The sequence below is a fragment of the Paraburkholderia gardini genome (assembly GCF_907164545.1).
Taxonomy (GTDB): Bacteria; Pseudomonadota; Gammaproteobacteria; order Burkholderiales; family Burkholderiaceae; genus Paraburkholderia; species Paraburkholderia gardini.
On record NZ_CAJQZB010000030.1, the window covers coordinates 19,468 to 42,487 of the forward strand.

A 23,020-nucleotide genomic window follows, 5' to 3' on the forward strand; every position below is an offset into this window, starting at 1 on the left:
ATGAACGCACCTCATCCTGCCCAACGTACGAAGAAACTGCCTGCGCTGCGCGTGGGCGTCGGCGGCCCGGTCGGCTCCGGCAAGACCACGCTGCTCGAAATGCTCTGCAAGGCGATGCGCGAGCGCTACGACCTCGTCGCGATCACGAACGACATCTACACGAAGGAAGACCAGCGCCTCCTGACCGTCGCGGGCGCGCTGCCGGCCGAACGCATCATGGGCGTCGAAACGGGCGGCTGCCCGCATACGGCGATCCGCGAGGACGCGTCGATCAACCTGGAAGCCGTCGACCGCATGCTCACGCGCTTCCCCGACGCCGACATCGTGTTCATCGAATCCGGCGGCGACAATCTGGCCGCGACCTTCAGCCCGGAACTGTCGGACCTGACGATCTACGTGATCGACGTAGCCGGCGGCGAGAAAATTCCGCGCAAGGGCGGCCCCGGCATCACGAAATCCGACCTGCTCGTGATCAACAAGACCGATCTCGCGCCGATGGTCGGGGCGAATCTCGACGTAATGGCCGCCGATGCGAAGAAAATGCGCGGCGAACGGCCGTTCGTGATGTGCAACCTGAAGGCGCTCGACGGACTCGCCGACGTGATTGCGTTTATCGAGAAGAAGGGGTTGCTGGCGGTTTGACTGTATTGCGTCCATGTACAGCACGGACACCGGAGAGGCCAAAGGTCACAAATGTTAAAATACGGGCTGCTTTCAATTCAGCCCGTCGCCGACTTCTCCTTCCGGTCGCACCGACGCTACACAGTACATCGCTGGCAGACAATATCCATTTCAATGACCCAACCGGCCAGGCGCACCTCGATTCTCTTTCATGTTACCGATTTCAATGATGGCGGAATCGAGAGTTCCTTGATCCAGTGGCTGCGCATCTTCGACCGGACACTATTCGACGTCACGCTTTCGGTGATGTTCAATTCGCCAGGCTTCGAAAGCCGCTATCGCGCGTTGATTCCTGCCGACGTGAAAGTCGTGATCCTCGCCGACCGGCCCTGGCTCAACTTTTTCCAGACACGTCGTTACGCAAGACGTCTGAGCAAAGCTGGACGTGTCGGGCGCGATGTGTTCAACACGCTGGCCGTGCGTCCGTATGTGCGGGCCCGCGTGGCGGCGCTCGCACAACAGAACGATTTGATCGTCGACTTCGATATGTCGCTGCGACGCTGGGCCGGCCGCTTCAACACCGCGTGGCTCGGCGTCAATCATTTCAGCTTCGATGCGCGGCTCGGCGGCCGACGTCGTAAGGCGCAACGACTCGCGGCGCAGTACGGCCGCTACGATTGCGTCGTCGCGCTCAACCAGCATATGGCGGACGAAGCCACCGCAATGTTCGGGGACACGCTCAAACACCTGTTCGTGCTGCCGAATGCGATCGACATCGAAAGCATTCGCGCGTCGTCCGTCGCGCCCGGCGCACCCACCGCACCGCACGACAAGCCGTATATTGTGTCCGTTGCACGACTCGACGAAATCCAGAAAGATCACCGCACGCTGCTCGACGCGTACGCCCAATTAGTGCGCGATGCCAATCCGGTCGAAAATCTCGTGATTGTCGGCGACGGCGCGTTCCACGATGAACTGAAAGCGTACGCGAAGGAACTGGGCATTGCGAACCGTGTGCATTTCACGGGACACCTGCGCAATCCTCACGCGCTAATCGCAGGCGCGACCGTGCAGGTGCTCAGTTCGCGTTACGAAGGCATGCCGATGGTATTGCTCGAAGCACTCGCGCTCGGCAAGCCGATTGTCGCGACCGACTGCCCAACGGGTCCACGCGAGATTCTCGACGACGGCCGCGCGGGCCTGCTTGTGCCGATCGGCGATGTGGCAGCGATGGCAGACGCAATGGCGCGCGTGCTGGCCGACCAGCAACTACGGCATTCGATGAGCGAGACCGCGACGGCACGCTCGCATCACTACGGCATCGGGAAAAGCAATGTGCGTTTCGCGGCATGCGTGGCCGGGATTCTGGCGCGACGCGTGTAGGCCTCGCTATCAGGCCCGTGATTCACGCTCGTCGATCGCGGGCAGTAGCGTCGTCAGCACATCCACCGTCCGCACCGTCGCGCCGCGATGGCGTGCGGCAAACGCCGACGCCGCGCCGCCCATCGCGATGCGTCGCGAGCGGTCTTCGAAGAGTTCGCGCAACGCGCGCGCGAGCCCAGCCGGATCCTGCACCTGCACCGCCGCGCCGGCGGCGACCGCATCGGCCGTTGCCTGCGTGAAGTTGAACACGTGCGGGCCGATCAGCACCGGCACACCCACCGCGCACGCCTCGATCAGATTCTGTCCGCCGAGCGGCAGCAGACTGCCGCCGATAAACGCCAGATCGGAAGCGGCATAGTAAGCGCCCAGCTCGCCCATCGAGTCGCCGAGCAGCACCGTCACATCCTGAGGTAACGCCGCGATCGTCTGCGCCGAGCCGACGAGACTCGACGCCGCGCCGGCAGGCGCCCACTTCGAACGGCGCTCGAGACGCAGGCCGGTTTTCTCGACGAACGCGGCGACTTCATCGAAACGCTGCGGATGGCGCGGCACGAGAATCAGCAGCGCATCTTCGACGCCGAGCGCCGCGAACGCCTGCAGCACCAGCGCCTCTTCGCCTTCGCGCGTGCTCGCCGCGACCCAGACGGCCCGCGTACCGATTGCCGCACGCCACGCGTGGCCGCGCGCCGCGAGTTCAGGCGGCGTCGTCATATCGAACTTCAGGTTGCCCAGCACAGCCACGTTGCGCGCGCCGAGCGCGGTCAGCCGCTCGGCGTCCGACGGGCTTTGCGCAAGCACGCGCGCGAAACCGCCGAACACCTCGCGCGTCGCCTTGCCGAACTTCGCCGCGCGTTTATACGAACGCGCGGACATTCGCGCATTCGTCAGCACGAGCGGCACATCCGCGCGACGGCATTCGTCGATCAGCGTCGGCCACACTTCGGTTTCCATCACCACGCCGATCGTGGGCCGCCACGCGCGCAGGAAGCGTCGTACGACGTGCGGCATGTCATACGGCAGATAGGCGCGCAGCACGCGGTCGCCGAAAATCTGCTCACCGGTCGCGCGGCCGCTCGGTGTCATGTGCGTAAGCAGAATGCGCGCATCCGGACGCGCCTTGATCAACGCTTCGATGAGCGGCTGCGCAGCACGCGTCTCGCCCACCGATACCGCATGCACCCAGATCAGCGGTGCGTCGTCGTCGGGACGACGACCCCGTGCGCGCCCAAAACGCTCGGCAATATGCTCGCGATAACCGTGCTCGCGACGCGAGCGCACATAGAGCCGGATCACGGCGATGGGCGCGACGATCCACCAGAGCGCGTTATAGATGGCCCTCAGCATCCCGCCTCCGCAAGCGCGAAAACGCAGGGGCCTGTCCCAACGCCATGAAGACGGACACAACGGCGAAACGCCGGGCGCAAATCCAGGCGCGGCGCGCGAAGAGCCGCGCTCAAACCAGCGCCCTGCCCTTCAGGCGTTCGAGGATGCCCAGCGGCGCGCACTCCGGCTGCGCCATGGCCCTGACCGGCAGGAAGAACGTCTGCTCGAGCATGAACTGGCCGGACATCACCGCGTGCGACGTCTGATCCGAAAAGCACACCCAGACGCTACCCGGCGGAAACGGCATGGTCTCCTGCGGGCTGGCCTTCTGATAATCGAGGTCGGCCTTCATGCCGTCGTGCAGGTTCAGCATCAGATGGTCGTATTCGCTGCGCTTCGATTTCGTGACGTGCAGCAGATGCTGCAGCCAGGCCGAACCCGGCATCTGCGGCTTGATCTTCGGCAGGAAGCGTTTTGCCATGTCCTCGAACGGTTCGCCCACGCGCCACACGCGCGGTGCGCCATTCGGATTCACGTTCGTGAAGACGCGCAGAATCCGCTCGCCGTAATTGGGCCGCGACGGGAACGCATCGACGTGCAGGCGGCTGTCGTCCTTGCGCCATGACGTCTGGCGCGTTTCGACCTGATGCAGGCGCAGGCTCGTCGGCGCGACACGCAGCTTGCCGTCGTATTCGGGGAAGAGGCCGTCGACCAGCGAGCGCGCGTTCGCCTGATACCGCGCGATCAACGCACGCACGGCCGTCTGCGTGACCGCGTCGCCGAGCACGCCATGTAGCGCGCCGCCGTTCGGTTCGAGGCTGATGTTCTTGCGCTTCGGATCGGCGAGCGCCGGGTCGAGCAGCGCCTGCTCTCCGCCTTCAATCGAAAAACGCAGGTTCGGGAAATACAGCACCTTGCCGCGCTCGACGCCGGCAAGCAGCGTCTCGCGCGCGATGGACAGGTTCATGCCCTGCCAGTCGGCGGATGCGACTTCGATGATCTGGGATTCGTTCATGGTCGCCCTTTTTGAAGCGGATGGAGCGTAGCGTGTTCGTCGCCTGTCGCGGTGCCGGCGCGTGCGGCTGCCCGGTTGCCGTCAGGGTGCATATTCAATACGTTTGCGTTCCCTGCAGCAGACCGCTCTGCACTCACAGCAGGCCGAAGCCGGCCAGCGCGGCCTTCACCTGTTGAAGCGTCGGCGGCTGGCCAGCCGTGCCGAGATTGATGACATTCGGCGACCAGTAGCCGCCCGTGCGCCACGCGGTGGCGAAATTGTACAACTCGACTGTCGGCCGTTTCAGGGCCGCCGCGATGTGAACAAGACCTGTGTCAACGCCAACCGTCGCCGCTGCGCCGTCGATGAGGCCAACCACCGCCGGCAGCGAGAGCTTCGGCGGCACGACCGCCGCCGCGCCGAATTCGCGTGCAAGCCGCTCGCTCGTCTCGCGTTCGGCGTCGCTGCCCCACGGCAGCACGATCGAGCCGCCGCGCCGCACGAGCGCCTGCCCGAGCTCGATCCACGCGGCGTCGGGCCACTGCTTGTCGGTGCGTGAGGTTGCGTGCACGAACACCACGTACGGCACCGGCAGGTTCAGCCCGAGCGCGGAGACCGCCAGCGCGGCCTGGCGCGTGTCGATGCCGAAGTCGATGTCGTCGGTGGGTTGCGGCGCGGGTGCGCCGAGCGCGGCCGCCACCAGCTGGCGCGTGCGCTCGACCACGTGTGTGCGCGGCGCGATCGGCACGCGCCGGTCGTAAAAGAAGCGCACCGGCCATTCGAAGCCGGCGCCGTCGGTACGGTTCGCGAGGCCCGTGAGCGGCCCGCGCGCCCAGCTCGCGACCCACGCGGTCTTGATAAGCCCCTGGCAGTCGATCACGAGATCGTATTTCTCCGCGGCCAGCGCGCGGCGAAACGCACCGATCTCGCGCCAGTTGTCGGGCGAAAACAGACGCTTGCGCCAGCGACGCAGCGAAAACGGAATCGCACGGCGCACGCCGTGGACGAGTTGCACCAGCTCGATAAAGCTTTCTTCGACGAGCCAGTCGATCTGCGCCTCGGGATAGCGGCGAAGAATATCGGCAATCACCGGCATGTTGTGGACGACGTCGCCCAGCGACGACACCCGCACGATCAGTATCTTTTGTACGCTCAAGTGGCAATTGCCGGCAAACCGGCTCGAAGATGCGTGAATGGGACGGCAATTCTATCGCGACCGGAGCCTTTTCCAGGACAAGTCGCAGGATAAGTCGCATGCGAACGCCCGGGTTGGCGGGCCCCCACGCCGGTAGAACACATAAAAACGCGGCGCAGTGGCTCCCGCCACGCGCCGCGTCCGACGGCGGTGTCATCGCGCAAGGGGTGCAACCCAACCGCGATGCCGCCCGTCTGACCGTCAGAACGGCAATTTTGCATCCGGCTTCGCCGCGAGAATCACGCGACGGAAGTCTTCCTGAATCCGCTTCAATGCCGCGTCGTTGTCCGCCTCGAAGCGCATCACGACGACGGGTGTGGTGTTCGACGAGCGCGCGAGACCGAAGCCGTCCGGATACTCGACGCGCAGGCCGTCGATCTTCACGACGTCGTCGGCGCCCGTGAACCGCGCGTTTTCCTGCAGACGCGCGATGAGTTCGAAGTTCTCACCTTCTTCCAGCTTCAGTTGCAGCTCTGGCGTGGAGTGCGAATTCGGCAGGCTGTTGAGCAGCTTGCTCGGGTCCTTCACGCGCGAGAGGATTTCGAGCAGACGTGCGCCCGTGTACAGGCCGTCGTCGAAACCGTACCAGCGATCCTTGAAGAACACGTGGCCGCTCATTTCGCCCGCGAGCGGCGCGCCCGTTTCGCGCAGCTTCGCCTTCACGAGCGAGTGGCCTGTTTTCCACATCAGCGGCTCGCCGCCCTTCTCACGCACCCACTTCGCGAGATTACGCGTGCACTTCACGTCATAGATGATCTGCGCGCCCTTGTTGCGCGACAGGACTTCTTCGGCGAACAGCATCAGCTGACGGTCCGGATAGATGATCTCGCCGTCTTTCGTGACGACGCCCAGGCGGTCGCCGTCGCCATCGAACGCGAAACCGATTTCCGCATCCGTTTCCTTCAGGGCGCGGATCACGTCCTGCAGGTTTTCCGGGTGCGCCGGGTCCGGGTGATGGTTCGGGAAGTTGCCGTCGATCTCCGTGAACAACTCCACGAGTTCGCAGCCGAGCTTCCTGAAGAGCTGCGGCGCGAGATCACCCGCCACGCCATTACCGGTATCGACGACGATCTTCAGCGGACGCGCGAGCTTGATGTCGCTGACGATACGGTCGAGGTACGCGTCGGCAATGTCGTATTCGGCGTAGGTGCCGCTGCCCGCGGCGAAGTTTTCATCGACGATGCGCTGATGCAGCGCGAGAATCTGCTCGCCGTAGATCGCCGCGCCGCGCAACACCATCTTGAAGCCGTTGTAATCGGGCGGATTGTGGCTGCCGGTCACGACGATGCAGGAATCGACGCGACGCTCGCCGCCCGCGAGCTTGAGCGGCACGCTGGCCGCGAAATAGCCGACGGGCGTCGGCACCATGCCAACGTTCACGACGTCGACGCCGGCCGCACGCAGGCCGTCCGAGAGTGCCGCGATGAGATCCGGGCCGGACAGGCGTCCGTCACGCGCGACCACGACGGCGTCGCCGCCCTGCGCACGCACTTCGCTGCCGAACGCGCGACCGATCGAGCGGGCCGCATCGGTGTCGAGCGTCTTGCCGATCACGCCGCGAATGTCATAGGCCTTGAAAATCGATTTGGAGATCATGAATGGCTCACTTGCGTGCAATGGAGAAATTTGACTGGCTCAAGACTGGCTCGACTCACTCATCACGATGACTCCCATGATGAACGCGTTGCGCCCTTGCCGGAAGCGGTCCGGTTCCAACTTATAATTGCGGTTTTTCAAACACGCCTTCTGGCGCCTATTCTAATGCTTAGACGCGTCTCCCTCATAAAGTTGCCACGGCGTGCGACGAGGCGGGCATGCGCTCACGGTCCGGTTCCTGTCTCCATCGGAGCAGGCATGGTGCGTGCTGAAGGGGCGGCCCGGCGTGCATCACAGGCAACCGGGCAGATACCGTCGGGCGGCGGATGCTGACGCTCAGGCGCTTCGCCAGTCCGGATGTCACGCGGGCGTTCGCCAATATCGTCTGGCTGGGCCTCGAACGGCTCACGCAGATTGCCGTCGCGATCGCCATCAGCGGCGTGCTGGCCCGCTATTTCGGCCCCGATACGTTCGGTAAATGGCAGTACGCCAATACGCTCCTTCTTGTGCTTTCGCCCGTCACATGGGTGTGCGGCGCGGAAATTCTCGTGCCGACCATCGTCCATCGTCCACCCGAACAGCTCGGCACTGTGCTGGGCAGCGCGTTCGTGCTGCGCATCGCGGTTTCCGCCGTCGCGTTGCTGCTGACGTGGGCCGGCATTGCCGCGGGTCTCACCGATCCGCTCGTCGGCGCGATGCTCGCCGGGCTCGCGGTCACGATGCTGTTTCGCGAGCCGTTTGTCGGCGTGATCAACGCGTGGCTGCAAAGCATGACGTACAGCAAGCCGCAGCTGCTCACCAGCATGACGACGGCCATCTTCAAGGCCGTGCTCGTCTGGGTACTGGTGCGCGCGGCCACGGCGCCCGCGCGCTTCGGCTGGCTGTGGGCGCTGGAGTCGGCGGCGATCGGCGGCGTGCTGCTGGTGTATTACATACGCCGGCATGGCGGCCGGCTCGGCTGGCATCTCGACCGTTCGCTCTTTCGTCACTTCGCGACGGCGGGCACGGTGTTCTGGCTCGGCCTCATCTGCATGTATCTGTTTCTGAAGCTCGACCGGCTGATGCTCGAGCGCACGATCTCGTTTGCCGATCTCGGGCGCTATTCCGCCGCGCAGCAGTTGAACGAAAACTGGATCACGCTTGCGCTGATGCTCGCGCAGACGCTTGCGCCCGCCTTCGTCTATCGCGTGCAGGACGCTGCCCGCCTGCGCCGCAACATGGCCCGGCTGATGGCGATGACCGCGCTCCTGATGGTGGGCGGCGCGCTCGTGCTCGATCTGCTGGCCGGTTTCATCATCAGTCATGTGTTCGGGCCTTCGTATGAAGGCGCTATCGGGATTTTTCGCTGGGCCGTGTGGCTCTCCGTGCCGGCGGGTATCGAAGCGATCGGCAATCTCGTCGTGCTGAAATATCAGGCGAAATTCGTTTTGCTGTCGAAGTGGCTGCTCGCGCTGGCAGTGGCGTTCGCCGTCAATCTGCTGACGATTCCGCGGCTTGGCGCGTATGGCGCGCTCGTCGGCCTCGCGGCCGGCTATCTGGCCGCCGCCGCGGTCAACTTCTACTACATCGGTTTCAAGCTGCGCTCATGAGTTCTTCCGTGCCGTTATCCGCCGACCTGACCGCGGGCACGCCTCGCGTGGGCGCGCCTCGCGTGGGCGCGCTTCGCGACGTCGCGATCCTGATGCCCGCGTACAACGGCCAGGCCGACGTGGAGCGCACACTCGCATCGTTCGACGAAGACGCGCCCGTCCATGCACTGATCGTCGACGACGGCAGCACACCGCCGATCGTCGCGCCCACGATCGCGAACATGTCGATCGAAGTGCTGCGCATGCCGCAGAACGGCGGCATCGAGCGTGCGTTGCAAACCGGCATCGACGCGCTCGCCGAACGCGGCTTTCGCTACGCCGCGCGTATCGACGCGGGCGATCTCACGGTGCCGCACAGGCTCGCGAAACAGCGCGCGCATCTCGAAGCGCATCCGCAGGTGGCGGGTCTCGGCATGTGGGCGCAGGTGGTCACGCGCGATGGCACGCCGGTCTTCATGCTGAGGCCGCCGGCCGAGCCGCGGGCGATCCGCCGCATCCGTTTTCTGCGCGGCTGTTTCGTGCATCCTTCGATGATGCTGCGTATCGACGCCGTACGCGCCGTCGGCAACTATCGCGCGGCGTATCGTTCGGCGGAAGACCTCGACCTGTTCCTGCGCCTGATGGAACGTTACGAGTGCGCGAATCTTGCTGAACTGGGCCTCTATTACGAATTGAACGAAGGCGGCATCAGCGCGACGAAACGCCACCAGCAGATCGCTTCGACGCTCCGGCTGCAACTGCATTACTTCAATGTGGCGAACGTGTACGACTGGCTCGGTCTTGCCAAGAACCTGTTGCATTTCCTGATGCCCTATAGCGTCTTGCAGCGAATCAAGCGCACGCTGTTCGCCGCGCGCGCGCAAGGCTGAACCGCACTCGAAGCAGTTCCCCTTCAACGACATTCCACGACAGGCCGCGAACCCTGCATGAAGCCTTCCCGACCGCCAGCCAGCACACTGCGCATCAGCCTTGTCTGCAACACAGCGTGGGCGATCCATACGTATCGTCAGGGGCTGATCCGCATGCTTGTGAGCAAGGGCGTCGACGTGACCGTGATCGCGCCGCGCGACCGCACGTTCGAACTGCTCATGCAGATGGGCTGCCGTTGCATCGATCTGCCGGTCGCCTCGAAAGGCACGAGCCCGCTCGACGATCTGCGCACGCTCTGGGCGCTCTATCGCCACTACCGGACGATTCGCCCGGATGTCGTGTTTCACTATACGATCAAGCCGAATATCTACGGATCGATCGCGGCGAAACTGGCGGGCGTGACGTCCGTCGCGGTAACGACCGGACTGGGCTACGTTTTCATCCAGCAAAGCCGCGCGGCACAGGTCGCGAAAAAACTGTACCGTTTCGCTTTTCGCTTCCCGCGCGAAATCTGGTTTCTCAATCGCGACGACGAAGCCGCGTTCCTCGACCAGAAGCTGCTCGTGCATCCTGAGCGTGCGCGTCTGCTGCACGGCGAAGGCGTCGATCTCGAACAGTTTGCGTTCGCGCCGCTCGGGGACCGGGCACAATTCACGTTCGTGCTGATCGGCCGCCTGCTGTGGGACAAGGGCGTCGGCGAATATGTCGAAGCCGCGCGCCAGCTGCGCGTGCGTTACCCGCATGCGCGCTTTTTGCTGCTCGGGCCGGTTGGCGTCGATAATCCCAGCGCGATCACGCGGGCGGAAGTCGACACCTGGCAGCGCGAAGGCGTGGTGACGTACGCGGGCGAAGCGCACGACGTGCGGCCTTTTATTGTCGATGCCGACTGCGTTGTTTTGCCGTCGTATCGCGAGGGCGTACCACGCACGCTGATGGAAGCGTCGGCGATGGGCCGGCCGATCGTCGCCACCGATGTGCCGGGTTGCCGCGAAGTGGTCGCCGACGGCGTGAATGGATTGCTGTGCGAGGTGAAGAGCGCGGAGAGTCTGACCGCGAAACTCGCGCAGATGCTCGATATGAGCGGTGACGAACGCCGCGCGATGGGCGAACGCGGCCGGCAGAAAGTCGCGTCGGAATTCGACGAGCGGGCCGTCGTCGAACGATATAAAGACCTCTTGCACACCTTGACGGGCGTTTCACTTTAACGGAGTAAAGCATGTCTGCAACGAACGCGAAGGGCACGATCCTGGTGACGGGCGGAGCGGGTTTCATCGGCTCCCATACGTGCGTCGAATTGTTGAACGGCGGCTATGACGTCGTGGTCATCGACAACCTCGTGAACAGCAATCCCGAGTCGCTCAGGCGCGTCGAGAAGATTACCGGCAAAAAGCCCGCATTTTACGAAGCCGACGCGCGCGACGAAGCAGCGCTCAGGCGCATTTTCGATGCGCATCCCGTTACGGCCGCGATCCACTTCGCGGCGCTGAAATCCGTGGGCGAATCGGTGGCAAAACCGGTCGAGTACTACCGCAACAACGTCGACAGCCTGCTTGTGCTGCTCGACGTGATGCGTCAGCGCGACGTGAAGCAGTTCGTGTTCAGCTCGTCGGCGACGGTATATGGCGTGCCGGAAAGCTCGCCGATCGACGAATCGTTTCCGCTTTCCGCGACGAATCCGTATGGGCAATCGAAGTTGATCGCCGAGCAGGTGCTGCGCGATCTTGAGGTTTCAGATCCGACGTGGCGCATCGCGACGCTGCGTTATTTCAATCCGGTCGGCGCGCATGAAAGCGGCTTGATCGGCGAAGATCCGGCCGGCATTCCGAACAACCTGATGCCGTACGTCGCGCAGGTTGCGGTCGGCAAGCTCGAAAAGCTGCGCGTGTTCGGCGGCGATTACGACACGCCCGATGGCACCGGCGTGCGCGATTACATTCACGTCGTCGATCTCGCTCGCGGGCACCTTGCGGCACTCGATGCCTTAGTGAAGCACGATGCGAGTTTTGTCGTGAATCTTGGTACAGGCCAGGGATATAGCGTGCTGGATGTGGTGCGCTCGTTTGAAAAGGCGTCGGGCAAACCGGTGCCTTATGAGATCGTCGCGCGCCGGCCAGGCGACGTCGCGCAATGCTTCGCCAATCCGGCCGCAGCGGAAAAACTGCTCGGATGGCGCGCGCAGTTCGGTATCGAGCGCATGTGCGCCGACCACTGGCGCTGGCAGTCGACGAATCCGAAGGGGTTCGACGCGGCGTAGGCTTCGCGCGGGCCGGGTTCCTGATCCGGTGCGGCTGCGTGCCCGGTCTTCACGACGAGATAGATAGTCGAATCAAGACCGGGCGTATCGCGCGTTCATTTGATAATAATTGATAAAGAATATGGAATTGGCTTGTTCACCTGGGGGACTCTGCCATGATTAGCGCGGACTTGGGACAGCCACTCGATGTGGTATGTCACGAAGCCGGTTGAAACGGGCCGCTATGGCTCGAAAAGCGAAGACTTACGCGAAGGCGTGATGCGGATTCAGGATCGCGAGACGCAGCTTCTCGCGCTGGATGCCGTGATAGAGCGCAGCATCGCCGATTCAGATGCCGGTCGAGGGGAACCAGCCGAGAAAGTGTTCGACGAGCTCGAAGCCAGGTATCAGGCAATGGTGGACCGCAAGGCATGATTGTTCGCATCTTGCCTGTCGCAAGGGCCGAGCCGGAAGCGATCGGCGATTACATAGCCCGGGATAATTCGCGTCGCGCCGTGAACTTCGTTCGCGAACTGCGCGACAAATGCCTGAGTCTCGCAGACATGCCCTTCGCTTTCCCGCTTGTGCCGCGCTACGAAGATCGAGGCGTGCGGCACCGCGTTCATGGCCGCTATCAAATTTTCTACCGCGTCGTCGGCCAGCCCGAGCGCATCGACGTTCTTCACGTCCTGCACGGCGCGCGCGATTACGCCTCGATCATTTTTCCGTAGCACGGAAAGACTGTATTCAGTTACCTCGATTCCGTCACGGCACAGCGCAGCCCCATCAACCAGAGGCTCGACTCACCCCCTGCGCGTCATCGCGAAGCGCCGCGCTCGCGGCACTGCTTCATCGGGTCCTGGCTGCAACGGCGAGCTTGTCCGCGGCTTCCTGTGCGGTTTCGTTATCGTCGCTCCAGTAGTTGCCGATCACATCATAAAAGGCGCCTTCGACCGCTGGGGTATCGACCATGTCATGCGCCCAGGACGGCACGAGTGTTCCCCTGGCTTGCGAACTGGTGAAATCGGCTGCCGACCGGTGCGCGCAGGCGTCGAACTTCGACAGGTCCATGCCCTGCCGCACCGGAATCGAACCCTTGTTGAGATTGAAGATCTCCTGGAACTTCGGACTCAGAAGCAGGCTCGCAAGATCCTTCTGTCCTTTCTGGACGTCCGGGCTCTTGACCTTGAAGAAAGCGAAGCTGTCGACATTGAACGTATAGGCGTTTTGCGAGCCGGGACCCGGCACGCACAAATAGTCCTTACCCGGGACCTTATTGGCCACGCTGAACTCGCCCTTGGCCCAATCCCCCATGAACTGCATTGCCGCCTTGCCGGTGATCACCATGCCGGTCGCCATGTTCCAGTCACGCCCTGTCTGGCCCTTGTCGGTGTAGGCCTTGATCTTCTTGAATGTTTCGAGCGCCTTGACCATTGTCGGCCCTTTGAGCGTCGCCGGATCGAGTTGCACGAAAGCCTTCTTGTAGAAAGCCGCGCCGCCCACGCCGAGCGCCACGGTTTCGAAGGTTTCGGCTTCCTGCCAGGACTGGCCGCCGATCGCGACCGGGATGATGCCCGCTTTCTGCAGCGCGTCAGCGGTCTTGAAGAACTCGTCCCACGTCGCCGGTGGCTGCGCGCTCACCTTCTTCAGCGCATCCGCATTGATCCACAACCAGTTGACCCGGTGCACATTGACCGGCGCCGCCACATATTGGCCCTTGTATTTCATGATGCTCGAGATCTGCGGCGGGATCAGCTTGTCCCAGCCTTCATGCTTCGCCACATCGTCAATCGATACCAGGACGCCTTCATCGCCCCACTCCTGAATGGCCGGCCCCTTGATCTGGGCGGCAGCAGGTGGGTTCCCGGCGATCACGCGCGTCTTGAGCGCGGTCATCGCGTTGCCGCCGCCGCCACCCGCGACGGCGAAGTCCTTCCACGTATCACCCTTTTCGTCGAGCATCTGCTTGAGGACCTGCGCGGATTTTGCTTCACCACCGGAGGTCCAGTAATGCAGCACTTCAACCTCCGCGGACCGCGCTACCCCGGCGGCAAGGAGCGCCGCGACGCCAACCGCACAGGCGGTGAGCTTCACAGTGCGGCTGTATGGCTTCGACAGGTTGCTTGATTGGGTTCGCATCCGGCAGTCTCCTTGTATCGTCGTGGTTTTCCCATCCTGGGATGATGCGCATGGTAGCGATACCAGACCACTTCGCCCTATCCGGATGAACCCTGACTCAAGTGCTTTCCCGGGCTTCCTTTCCGGCGTATGCAAGGCGATACTCGCCCGATGAACAGAAAACCGACCGGCGCGACCAGACAGCCCAGACCGCTTCAGCGCCCGCGCAATTCCACCGCTGCAACACCCAATGAGCGAGGCGCACGCTCGCAACTGGCCGATCTTGCAGACGCCGTGGAGCGGGTGGCGCCGTACCACAATGTGCCCGCTTCGCCGGGCGCCCCCCGCGACGTCGACGGGCATCCACGCCGGCCCGCGCGGCGCAGGCCGAGCGGGCGCGCGACGATCACCGATGTCGCCGATCGTGCGCAGGTCAGTCCGATGACCGTGTCCCGCGCGCTTAAAAACCCGGCGCAGGTATTGCCCGAGGCGCGCGCGCGCGTTGAAGCGGCCGTCGCCGCGCTCGGCTATGTGCCGAGCCATGCGGCGCGTACGTTGGCCTCGTCGCGCTCGCGCGTGGTGGGGGTGCTGGTCCCGTCTTTATCGAATGAGGTTTTCGTCGATACGCTCGCCGGCATCCAGGATTGCCTGGGGCCTGCGGGCTACCAAATTTTGATTGGCAATACGAACTATTCTGCCGACAAGCAGGCCGAACTCGTATCGACCTACCTCACGCACGCACCCGATGGTTTTCTCGTCACGGGCATCGACGGCTCGGGGGCCATCCGTCAGCGTCTAACGGCTGCGCGCGTGCCTGTAGTTCATATGTACGACCTGAGCCGCACTCCCGACGAATGGTCGGTCGGCTTTTCGCAGCAGCGCGCGGGCTTCACGCTCACGAAATATCTGCTTGAGCGCGGTTATCGGCGACCGGGATTCATTGCCGCGCAACTGGACCCACGCACCATGCAGCGCCGCGCCGGCTTTCGCCGCGCGCTGCGCGAGGCGGGGCTCGATCCCGATGTGGAAATATTGACCAGCGAGCCATCGAGCGTCGGCCTTGGCTCGAAGTTGCTCGCGCGGATGCTAGAGCATGCCCCCGCGTGCGACGCGGTTTTCTGCTGCAACGATGACCTTGCGCTCGGCGCGCTGTTCGAGTGCCAGCGGCGCAGCGTCCTGGTGCCTGGCCAGATGGCGATTGCGGGATTCAACGATCTGCCGCCTTCCGCATGGGCAACACCGTCGCTCACGACCATCACGACACCGCGCTACCAGATCGGATTCGAGGCCGCCCGACTGTTGCTGCAGATACTGGACGGGCACCCGCCCGAGCGGAACCATATCGATCTGCGGTTTACGCTCACGCCGAGGGAAAGCGCGTAGCAGCGGGGCGAGTGCGAACGGGTCGCTATGGCTCGAAAAGCGAAGTCTTACGTGAAGGCGCGAAGCTGATTCAGGATCGCGAGACGCAGCTTCTCGCGCTGGATGCCGTGATAGAGCACGGCATCGCCGACTCCGGTGCCGGCCGAGGGGCGCCAGCGGAGGAAGTGTTCGACGAGCTCGAAGCCAGGTATCAGGCAATGGTGGACCGCAAAGCATGATTGTTCGCATCTTGCCTGTCGCGTCGGCCAGCGTGAGCGCATTGCACGTTATCAACAGGCCGCTTCGCGGCAAATCGCGACCACGCCCGGTTAGGTGTAACTCCAGACAGCCACACCGACATTCGAACGTCGCATCCACTCAGGTAACAGCCGCGAACACTCGCTCGAGGGTCGTTCGAAATGCGTTGAACAAGCGCTCGATCGCACCAGTTCCTTCTCCTTCGAACGGTAGCATACGGTGTCCCCCGCCCAGCATCTGGTTAAGCAACAGCGGGTAGGCTTCGCCGGGTGCCAACGCCTCCAGGATCAGCGGCCGGATTGCTGGTGCGACGAGAACCGCCATGTCCCGCGCGAGCAGTGCAGCCCCAGCGACGTCCGGATCGAATCCGTGGGCTTCGAGAAGATCCAGAGCGTCGCCGTCGTAGAGGCGATCGTAGTTACCAGCCTCTGCATATCTCGACATCAGGAACCGCAGATCTGTCGCGTCCCTTGCGTGCGCGGTGTGCCTGTCTCGCCACGCGAGGATCTTGAGCATCGCGAGCGCCGGAAGGGACGCAACGAGGACAACGACGTCGTCTGCCAGTTCAACCTCGACGGCCGCTTCCAGCGCTTCGCCAAAGCCTGCGACGTTCATCCGGAATGCGCCACCTGGCCATTCAATCTCGCGATCGCCCTCGCGCTCGAGTCCCCCGAAGGGAACAACATCCAGCCACATCCTTTCGCCTGAGTCGGGCGCGATGTAATAGAGCCGCTGAGCCTCCTCACCGGGCTCGAACCTTCCCGTCCCAATGAGCGCGTCGCGCAGTTCCCTGTCGCCTTGCCAGCTTTCAATGCACACACCAATGTCGACGTCGGCGGTCGCCCGCGACTGCTCGATCCCGAAACGGTGCGTGGTCAGGATATCGCGGGCCGTCGCCCCGCCCACAAACCATGCTGCGCCAGCTTGATTCGCCACGATCGAGACGTCACGCAGGACGGCGACGGACATCTCGGGGAAAGGATGGGCCTCGTGCAGCTTAATTGCCATGCTGGATGTACTGGTCACGAATCAGTTGCGCGGTTTCGAGGTTGCGCGAGTCACCGCTCGCGACGAGATCGGCGTACACGAGCACGGGATAGACGACGTTGTCGACCAGCCCCGGGGGGCGGTTCAACTCGAAGGGCGCCTTGAGAAACTCAACGTTTCCCGTAGGGTCCGGGCGCAGCCGCCCGCGACTGATCATCTGGGTGGGGATCCCGTTGGTGCAGTACACCGTCACGACCGCCGGCTTCAGATAATTCGTCATGAGTGCAGCAGCCGACTCACCACCCAACATCCATTCGTCGTTCGGCGCCCGCATGTCGGTCCACCAGTTCGGCTCCGTCGCACGGTATCGTCCGAGTTTCAGTGATTCCCTCAGGAGCGAGGGATACAGGGTGACCCATTCATCGAGCAACCGGTCGAAGTTGGTGAAAGCCAGCCCGTCCCCGCGCTCGACCAGGTCCTTACGCTGCAGTAGCGTTTGCACGGTGGTGTGTGCAGTGCCGGTGCTCACGCCGGCGAACATTGCGATCGTGCGTCTGCTTTCGTGGAGCAACGCTGGCCTGACGAGCAGCGCGAGAATGACCTGAAGTGATCGCCTGGACCAGAGGCTGGGTCGACGGAGCTCGGTGGCGCGCGGACGACCGGAAATCAGGACTAGGGTATTACCGTCTTTCACGAATGCGTTGCCAGCCTCGTCGATCGCGTTCACGCCAAGGCTGCGGCAGGCGTTGACAAGGGCGGGTGAAAGATACGATGTCACGAGAAGAACACGCTGGGCGTCGTGCAGGCCGCCGGTGGCAGCCAGAGCGGAGAGCCGCTCCTGACGGTCGATTGAGGGTATTACGACGGCCACGCGGCGCATCGGTGGATCTAGCTCGAATTCGACTGTGCTGTCGTAGCCGGTACCGCGCGGCGTCGGCACGACCGACGTCGCAACGCCCGCGCTGACGCTGAATGCCTGGGTGGCGGACGTGACGAGTGGATCGGGTGCGGCGACTGATGCGCGCATCTGCAACTCCGTTCAATTTTTCTCAGTGTACACGATGCGTGAACGGCGACAAATATTGAACAGTCTCAGGAAAGTGTTCAAACCGGCTGGCCGTTCACGGCGCCTGAACGCGACGTAAAAATGAACGGGGGGTCTCGGGCCGTCTGCGAGCCAGGGCCCTCCGATCGGTTCACGCAGCGGGAGGAGCAGCGTGACCGTCTCACCTGGCGATACGCGTTGGTCGCCCTCTGCGCTGACCACAGGACCTACCTCAACCCGCGTAAAAACCCTGGCTGCTCCCGTTTGGTGTATCGATTTACTATATCGATACACCAAAACCTGTCCGAAGAATACGGACTTCAGGAGACATCCCATGGCTTCGATTTCCCGGCGAAAATTCCTGCAACTCACCTCCGCCGCGTCGGTCGCCGCGGCGGCCGGTTCCTTGCCCGTGATCGCGCGTGCTTCCGCGCCGGTTTCGCTGCGGTTTTCGTCGTCGATGGTGGCGGACCCGAACGCCTCGCACTACGTCTGGTATCAGAATTTCGCGGCGAATCTGAAGGCAAACCTGGGTGACGCGATCCATGTCGACTACTTTCCCAATAACCAGCTCGGCAAGGAAAGCGACGTCGTGCAGCAGGTCAAGATCGGATCGATCGACATGATGGTGACGGGTGTTTCGATATGGGCCACGCTCGCCCCGGAAATCGGCATGCTGGACATGGGTTATCTGTTCGACAGCTTCGCGCATGCGGAGAAGGTGCTGGATGGCCACGTGGGTGCCGCGCTGAACAAGTGCCTGCAGGACCGCTCGGGTTGCCAGATTCTCACGTGGACGTCGCAGTTCGGCGCGCGCAACGTCTTCACCAAAAAGCCCGTGCGTTCGCTGGCCGAGTTCAAGGGCACCAAAATCCGGGTATTGCCGACGCCCGCGTTCATCGAGACGTTCAAGGCAATGGGCGCGGTTCCCACGCCGATTCCGTTTGGCGAGCTCTACATGGCCGCGCAAACGGGCGTCGTCGACGGGCTGGAACACGACTCGGCCACAGTGCTGTCGGGCAAGTTCTACGAGGTCGTGAAGTCATGCTGGAAAACCCAGCACAACTTCAGCCCGCTCGTTGTGGTGATCGGAAAACGATCCATGGACAAGATCCCCGCCGAGCTGCGTCCGGGATTCTTCAAGGCCATCAAGGACGCCAGCCTGAAGCAGCGTCCCATCGCTGACGAAAAAGTCACGCAGGCAGAGCAGGCGCTCAAGGAGCGCGGCATGACGTTCTACCCGATGGCGAGCGCCGAGCGCGATGCGGTGCGCAGTCAACTGCAGGGCACGCTGTATCAGAGCTTCGCAAAACAATATCCGGTGACGGCGCCGCTCTTTTCAGAAATCGCCGCGGCAAAGGCCTGACCGATGAGCGCGCTCCCCACCACTCCGACGCCAGGCGAGAACGCCCACGCCACTGCCACGGCGCTGGCCTTCGACCGTGGCACACCGTGGGGACCGGGCCTCGAACGCCTCGTGCGATGGACCGAATATCTCTCGGCAGCCGTGCTTGCCGCCGACGTGGCCGTGGTATTCATCTCGGTGATCTACCGCTACTTCCTGCACGACCCGGTGGACTGGGCGGAAGAAATCGCATCGGCCCTGATGATCGTTCTGGTCTTCTTCGGCGCCGCGACGGTGCTCGCGCGTAGCCAGCACGTCGGCATCGAACTGTTCCGCAGCCTTTTGCCGAGGCGCTGGCAACCCGCGATGATTCACGCCGGGCACTGGATCATCGCGGGTGTGTCGGCGAGCCTCTTTTTTTCGTCGTGCCTGCTGCTCGTCGATTCGTACGGGCAGACGACGGCGAGCGGCTTACCCGGCTGGATCAACGTCTATCCGCTCATGATCGGCAGTCTCTTCATGACGCTCTTCGCGGTGGCGAATGCACTCAACGGCGCCGCGCGCGTCGTACTGGGAAGCCTGGCCGGATGCGCGGTCATTGCCCTCGCGCTCGTCGCATGGAACACGTTCGTCCCGGCGCATCCGACCGAACCGGGCCTGCTGCTCGCCGCGGGATTTTTCGGTGGTCTCCTCCTTGGCATACCGATCTGTTTCGTACTGACCTTTTCCGCGCTGCTATTTTTTCTCGCTGAACCGAGCCTGCCCATCCTCGTGTACTCGCAGCAGGTCATGGCAGGTGCCAATCACTTTGTTCTGCTCGCGATACCGTTCTTTGTCCTGGCCGGCCTGCTGATGGAGTCCAACGGCATGTCGTCGCGTCTGATCGAGCTGCTGCTGCGCGTATTCGGACGCGTGCGTGGCGGCCTCGGCCTGATCGCCATTACGGCAACCGCGTTCTTTTCAGGCGTGTCCGGCTCCAAACTCGCCGATATCGCGGCTGTCGGCGGAGTCATCATGCCTGCCGTACGCCAGAGCGGCGAAGATCCCGACGAGATCGCCGCGCTCCTTGCCAGCAGCGCGGTCATGGCGGAAACGATCCCGCCCTGCGTGAACATGATCATCATGGGATTCGTCGCCAACATCTCGATTGCCGGGCTGTTTCTCGCCGGGATCGTGCCGGCCGTCGTGCTCGCCGTGTCGCTCTGCATCATGGCCGTGATCTTCGGCCGGCGCATCGATCCCGACCAGGCCTTCAGCGTGCGACGCCCGCTGGTGCCGCTGCTCGGCGGCGCGCTCGTTGCGCTCATCATGATCGGCATGATCGGCAAGGGCGTCACGTCAGGCGTGGCGACTTCGACCGAGGTATCGGCCTTCGCCGTGGTCTATGCGCTCGTCGCGGGATGGATCGCGTTCCGCGAGCTGACGCCCCGTGGTGTAGGACGGCTCTTCGTGCGCGCCGCGTCGATGGCCGGCAGCATTCTGTTCATCGTTGCCGCGGCATCGAGCGTCTCGTTCGCACTCACCCTCGAGCAGATTCCGGCGCTCGTATCCAGCGTGATGATCTCTTTCGGCAGTCACTACGGTGCATCAGGGTTCATGCTGCTGTCCGTACTGGTCATGATCGCGTTCGGTGCAATACTTGAAGGCGCGCCCGCGTTGATCATCTTCGGGCCTCTGCTGACGCCGATTGCGCAGCAGTTGGGAATCAACCCGCTACACTTTGGAACGGTTGCGGTGGTGGCGATGGGACTCGGCCTCTTTGCACCGCCTGTAGGGCTGGGCCTGTTCGCCACGTGCGCGATCACGGGCACCCGGGTCGAGCGCGTCGCGCGGCCGATGCTCAAATACCTCGCGGTACTGGCTGTCGTCCTCATCCTGCTGGTGCTTGTACCCGGCTTCTCTCTCTGGCTACCATCCCGCTTTGGGATGTAAGTCACCTTACTGAGGATCTCGTGAGCACGATACAAGACGTCGCCCGACATGCCGCCGTCTCGGCGAGCACCGTGTCGAATGTACTGAACGGCCGCACGGAAAAGATGCGTCAGGAGACGCTCGCACGCGTGGAGGAAGCGATCGTCGCGCTGAAATACCGGCCCAGTACGCTCGCGCGTCAGCTGAAAACCGGTCAGACACCACTGCTTGGCCTGCTGGTGCCGTCCATCGCCAACCCGATGTACGGCTACATCGCCCGCGAGGTCGAGACCTTCGCGCAGGAGAAGTACGGACACCGGGTGTTGATCGGGAACACCTATCGGGACAAGGAAAAGGAAGCGTCTTTTTTCGAGGATCTTCTCGCCCATGGTGTACGGCGCGTGATCGTGATCTCTTCGCTTGCCGACGAGAGCCACCTTACGCAGGCCGTGCAGCGCGGCATGGTTGTCGTCAGCTACGACCGGCGCGCGACACCGGGCGAACACTCGAAAGTCAACCACGTCGCGCCGGATAACTTCGAGGCAGCGCGGATCGCCACCCGTCACCTGATCGCGCATGGCCATACGCAGCTCGCGTTCGCGACGGTCGCGGGCATGACCGTGAGCCGCAGCGACAAGATCGACGGTTTCTACGCAGCGGCGAGCGAAGCCGGCTTGCGCGAACACGCGCGTGTCATCGAAGGGGGGCCGTCGAACGAATACGGCGATTCCGTCATCGGCGAAGCGGGACACGATCTTGCGCTGCAAATCGTCAAGGATGCGCGCCGCCCAACGGGAATCGTGGCGGTCAACGACCTGATGGCGCTGGGGTTGATGTCCGGCCTGCGCGAGACAGGGCTGAACGTGCCCTCGGACATCTCGGTCGTGGGAATGGATGGCCTCTTTCTGTCCGCGATTTCCAATCCCGGATTGACGACGGTACAACTGCCCGTGACCGAAATGGCTCGCGCGATGGTCGAGCGGGCCATGACCGGCCCCTGCCCGCCCGACGCGGATGCAGACGATCTGGTTTTCAACACGACGTTGCTCGTCGAACGCGAATCCGTCGCGGCGCCCCCCGCACAGACCGCGTCTACCCATGCAAGAAAGCGGAAGACCAGCACATGAATACGGTTTTTGTTACTCACCCCCGAAACATGCTGGAGCGTTACTTCGGCGACAAGGCGCTTGCTGAATTGCGCGCGCGGGCCCGGGTGAAACTGAACGCCGGGCATCGGGAACTCACCACCGATGAACTGGCGATCGCGGCGCGCGATTGCGACGTCATCATCGCCTATCGCCAGACGCCGGCGCCGCGGGCTTTATTCACCGCGCTACCGGGGCTGGCCGCACTCGTCCGGTGCGCGGTCGACATCCGCACCATCGATGTCGACGCCGCCTGCGAGCACGGCGTGCTCGTCACCCAGGCAAGCGCCGGGTTCGTGCCGTCGGTATCGGAATGGGTGATCGGCGTGATGGTCGCGATGGCGCGCGGCATCGATACCTACGCGGCGGCATACCATCGCGGCGTGCCCGCGGAGCCTGCCATGGGACGGCAGTTGCGCGGTGCAACCCTCGGGGTCATCGGATACGGCCAGATATCGCGCTATCTCTGCGACGTAGCGTGCGCATTGGGCATGCGTGTCGTCGTCGCCGATCCGTACGCTGATGTCGAGCGGCACACGCTGGAGCAGGTCACGCTGCCCGCGCTGCTGGGCATGTCCGATTTCGTCGTCTGCCTCGCGCCCGCAACGGCCGAAACCGCCCACCTGATGAATGTCCGGACGTTCGCCTCGATGAAACCCGGGACGTACTTCATCAATGCCGCGCGCGGCGAACTGGTCGATGAAGCTGCGCTGCGCTGTGCGCTGGATTCCGGCCATCTGGCTGGCTGCGCGCTCGACGTCGGCAGCGAGCCGGACCAGATGCCGTCGCTGCTACTCGCACGGCATCCCAAGGTTATCGCGACCCCTCATATCGGCGGTCTCACGCCGGAGGCTATCGAACACCAGGCGCTCCAGACCGTGTCGCAGGTCGAGGCGATATTCCGCGGAGAAATTCCGGAAGGCGCCGTCAATGCTCCTCATGCGAGCCGCCTGAGCAGATTCGCGCATGGCGGGTCGACGGGTACAGACAACGGTGGGATCGCGAACGCTCCGTTTTCCGTACCGGACCGCAACTGACACCGGGT

At 63.4% G+C, this 23,020-nt stretch carries 21 protein-coding genes; 14 read left to right on the forward strand and 7 right to left on the reverse strand.

What is annotated here, in order from left to right; all coding sequences use genetic code 11:
• Both ureG and LPA37_RS19710 read left to right on the forward strand, forming a co-directional pair.
• The gene (gene ureG, locus LPA37_RS19705; protein WP_228973792.1) at window positions 1-642 is read left to right on the forward strand and encodes an urease accessory protein UreG; all 642 of its coding nucleotides are present in this window, start codon (window positions 1-3) and stop codon (window positions 640-642) included.
• A gap of 228 nt (window positions 643-870) precedes the next feature.
• On the forward strand, window positions 871-2,004 hold the full coding sequence (locus LPA37_RS19710) for a glycosyltransferase (RefSeq protein ID WP_324251893.1): 1,134 nt from the start codon (window positions 871-873) through the stop codon (window positions 2,002-2,004).
• 9 nt (window positions 2,005-2,013) lie between these two features.
• Here LPA37_RS19710 and waaA read toward each other — a convergent pair whose 3' ends face one another.
• From waaA to LPA37_RS19730, 4 genes are all read right to left on the reverse strand, one after another.
• Window positions 2,014-3,348 carry a lipid IV(A) 3-deoxy-D-manno-octulosonic acid transferase gene (waaA, locus tag LPA37_RS19715; protein WP_229013415.1) on the reverse strand — a complete coding sequence of 445 codons (1,335 nt, stop codon included), beginning with the start codon at window positions 3,346-3,348 and terminating at the stop codon, window positions 2,014-2,016.
• A gap of 109 nt (window positions 3,349-3,457) precedes the next feature.
• Entirely contained in the window at window positions 3,458-4,342 is an 885-nt protein-coding gene (locus tag LPA37_RS19720; protein WP_228973780.1) for a Kdo hydroxylase family protein, read from the reverse strand.
• 133 nt (window positions 4,343-4,475) lie between these two features.
• Window positions 4,476-5,477, reverse strand: coding sequence for a lipopolysaccharide heptosyltransferase I (gene waaC / locus LPA37_RS19725; protein ID WP_267478184.1), 1,002 nt, complete (start codon window positions 5,475-5,477; stop codon window positions 4,476-4,478).
• A gap of 240 nt (window positions 5,478-5,717) precedes the next feature.
• A complete protein-coding gene (locus tag LPA37_RS19730; RefSeq protein WP_229013416.1) occupies window positions 5,718-7,112 on the reverse strand; it encodes a phosphomannomutase/phosphoglucomutase in 1,395 nt (464 codons plus the stop codon).
• Between the two features lie 326 nt (window positions 7,113-7,438).
• Between LPA37_RS19730 and LPA37_RS19735 the strand changes: the two genes are divergently transcribed.
• The 6 genes from LPA37_RS19735 to LPA37_RS19760 all read left to right on the forward strand — a co-directional run bounded on the left by LPA37_RS19735 (window position 7,439) and on the right by LPA37_RS19760 (window position 12,535).
• Window positions 7,439-8,701, forward strand: a complete 1,263-nt coding sequence (locus LPA37_RS19735; protein WP_229013417.1) for an oligosaccharide flippase family protein — start codon at window positions 7,439-7,441, stop codon at window positions 8,699-8,701.
• A 92-nt stretch (window positions 8,702-8,793) separates the two neighbouring features.
• Window positions 8,794-9,570, forward strand: a complete 777-nt coding sequence (locus LPA37_RS19740) for a glycosyltransferase (RefSeq protein WP_229013463.1) — start codon at window positions 8,794-8,796, stop codon at window positions 9,568-9,570.
• 57 nt (window positions 9,571-9,627) lie between these two features.
• Window positions 9,628-10,776 (forward strand): glycosyltransferase family 4 protein, encoded by a 1,149-nt coding sequence (locus LPA37_RS19745; protein ID WP_229013418.1) that lies wholly within the window; start codon window positions 9,628-9,630, stop codon window positions 10,774-10,776.
• Window positions 10,777-10,787: 11 nt separating this feature from the next.
• Window positions 10,788-11,825, forward strand: coding sequence for a UDP-glucose 4-epimerase GalE (gene galE, locus LPA37_RS19750; RefSeq protein ID WP_229013419.1), 1,038 nt, complete (start codon window positions 10,788-10,790; stop codon window positions 11,823-11,825).
• Between the two features lie 186 nt (window positions 11,826-12,011).
• Window positions 12,012-12,239, forward strand: coding sequence for a ribbon-helix-helix domain-containing protein (locus LPA37_RS19755; RefSeq protein ID WP_324251894.1), 228 nt, complete (start codon window positions 12,012-12,014; stop codon window positions 12,237-12,239).
• Window positions 12,236-12,535: a type II toxin-antitoxin system RelE/ParE family toxin gene (locus LPA37_RS19760; RefSeq protein ID WP_229013420.1), complete on the forward strand. Its 300-nt coding sequence runs from the start codon at window positions 12,236-12,238 to the stop codon at window positions 12,533-12,535. Before LPA37_RS19755 ends, LPA37_RS19760 begins: the two co-directional genes overlap by 4 nt.
• A gap of 118 nt (window positions 12,536-12,653) precedes the next feature.
• On the opposite strand, the gene LPA37_RS19765 is transcribed toward LPA37_RS19760, so the two are convergent.
• Window positions 12,654-13,943, reverse strand: a complete 1,290-nt coding sequence (locus tag LPA37_RS19765) for an ABC transporter substrate-binding protein (RefSeq protein ID WP_228974157.1) — start codon at window positions 13,941-13,943, stop codon at window positions 12,654-12,656.
• Between the two features lie 300 nt (window positions 13,944-14,243).
• Here LPA37_RS19765 and gntR point away from each other — a divergent pair, with 300 nt between their 5' ends.
• Both gntR and LPA37_RS19775 read left to right on the forward strand, forming a co-directional pair.
• Window positions 14,244-15,305 carry an HTH-type transcriptional regulator GntR gene (gene gntR / locus LPA37_RS19770; RefSeq protein WP_324251896.1) on the forward strand — a complete coding sequence of 354 codons (1,062 nt, stop codon included), beginning with the start codon at window positions 14,244-14,246 and terminating at the stop codon, window positions 15,303-15,305.
• Between the two features lie 11 nt (window positions 15,306-15,316).
• Window positions 15,317-15,523 (forward strand): type II toxin-antitoxin system ParD family antitoxin, encoded by a 207-nt coding sequence (locus tag LPA37_RS19775; protein WP_229013422.1) that lies wholly within the window; start codon window positions 15,317-15,319, stop codon window positions 15,521-15,523.
• A 139-nt stretch (window positions 15,524-15,662) separates the two neighbouring features.
• Here the strand turns inward: LPA37_RS19775 and LPA37_RS19780 are convergent, their stop codons facing one another.
• Both LPA37_RS19780 and LPA37_RS19785 read right to left on the reverse strand, forming a co-directional pair.
• Entirely contained in the window at window positions 15,663-16,550 is an 888-nt protein-coding gene (locus tag LPA37_RS19780; protein WP_229013423.1) for a nucleotidyl transferase AbiEii/AbiGii toxin family protein, read from the reverse strand.
• Complete coding sequence (locus LPA37_RS19785) at window positions 16,540-17,556, reverse strand: type IV toxin-antitoxin system AbiEi family antitoxin (RefSeq protein WP_229013424.1); 1,017 nt, start codon at window positions 17,554-17,556, stop codon at window positions 16,540-16,542. The genes LPA37_RS19780 and LPA37_RS19785 overlap by 11 nt, the downstream gene beginning before the upstream one ends.
• Before the next feature lie 352 nt (window positions 17,557-17,908).
• On the opposite strand from LPA37_RS19785, the gene LPA37_RS19790 reads away from it, so the two are divergent.
• From LPA37_RS19790 to LPA37_RS19805, 4 genes are read left to right on the forward strand one after another with little or no spacing between them, the layout of a single operon-like run.
• Window positions 17,909-18,940, forward strand: a complete 1,032-nt coding sequence (locus tag LPA37_RS19790) for a TRAP transporter substrate-binding protein (protein WP_228973755.1) — start codon at window positions 17,909-17,911, stop codon at window positions 18,938-18,940.
• 3 nt (window positions 18,941-18,943) lie between these two features.
• On the forward strand, window positions 18,944-20,851 hold the full coding sequence (locus LPA37_RS19795; protein WP_229013425.1) for a TRAP transporter large permease: 1,908 nt from the start codon (window positions 18,944-18,946) through the stop codon (window positions 20,849-20,851).
• A 20-nt stretch (window positions 20,852-20,871) separates the two neighbouring features.
• Window positions 20,872-21,957, forward strand: a complete 1,086-nt coding sequence (locus LPA37_RS19800) for a LacI family DNA-binding transcriptional regulator (RefSeq protein ID WP_229013426.1) — start codon at window positions 20,872-20,874, stop codon at window positions 21,955-21,957.
• A complete protein-coding gene (locus LPA37_RS19805) occupies window positions 21,954-23,012 on the forward strand; it encodes a hydroxyacid dehydrogenase (RefSeq protein WP_229013427.1) in 1,059 nt (352 codons plus the stop codon). The genes LPA37_RS19800 and LPA37_RS19805 overlap by 4 nt, the downstream gene beginning before the upstream one ends.
• Window positions 23,013-23,020 lie beyond the last annotated feature (8 nt).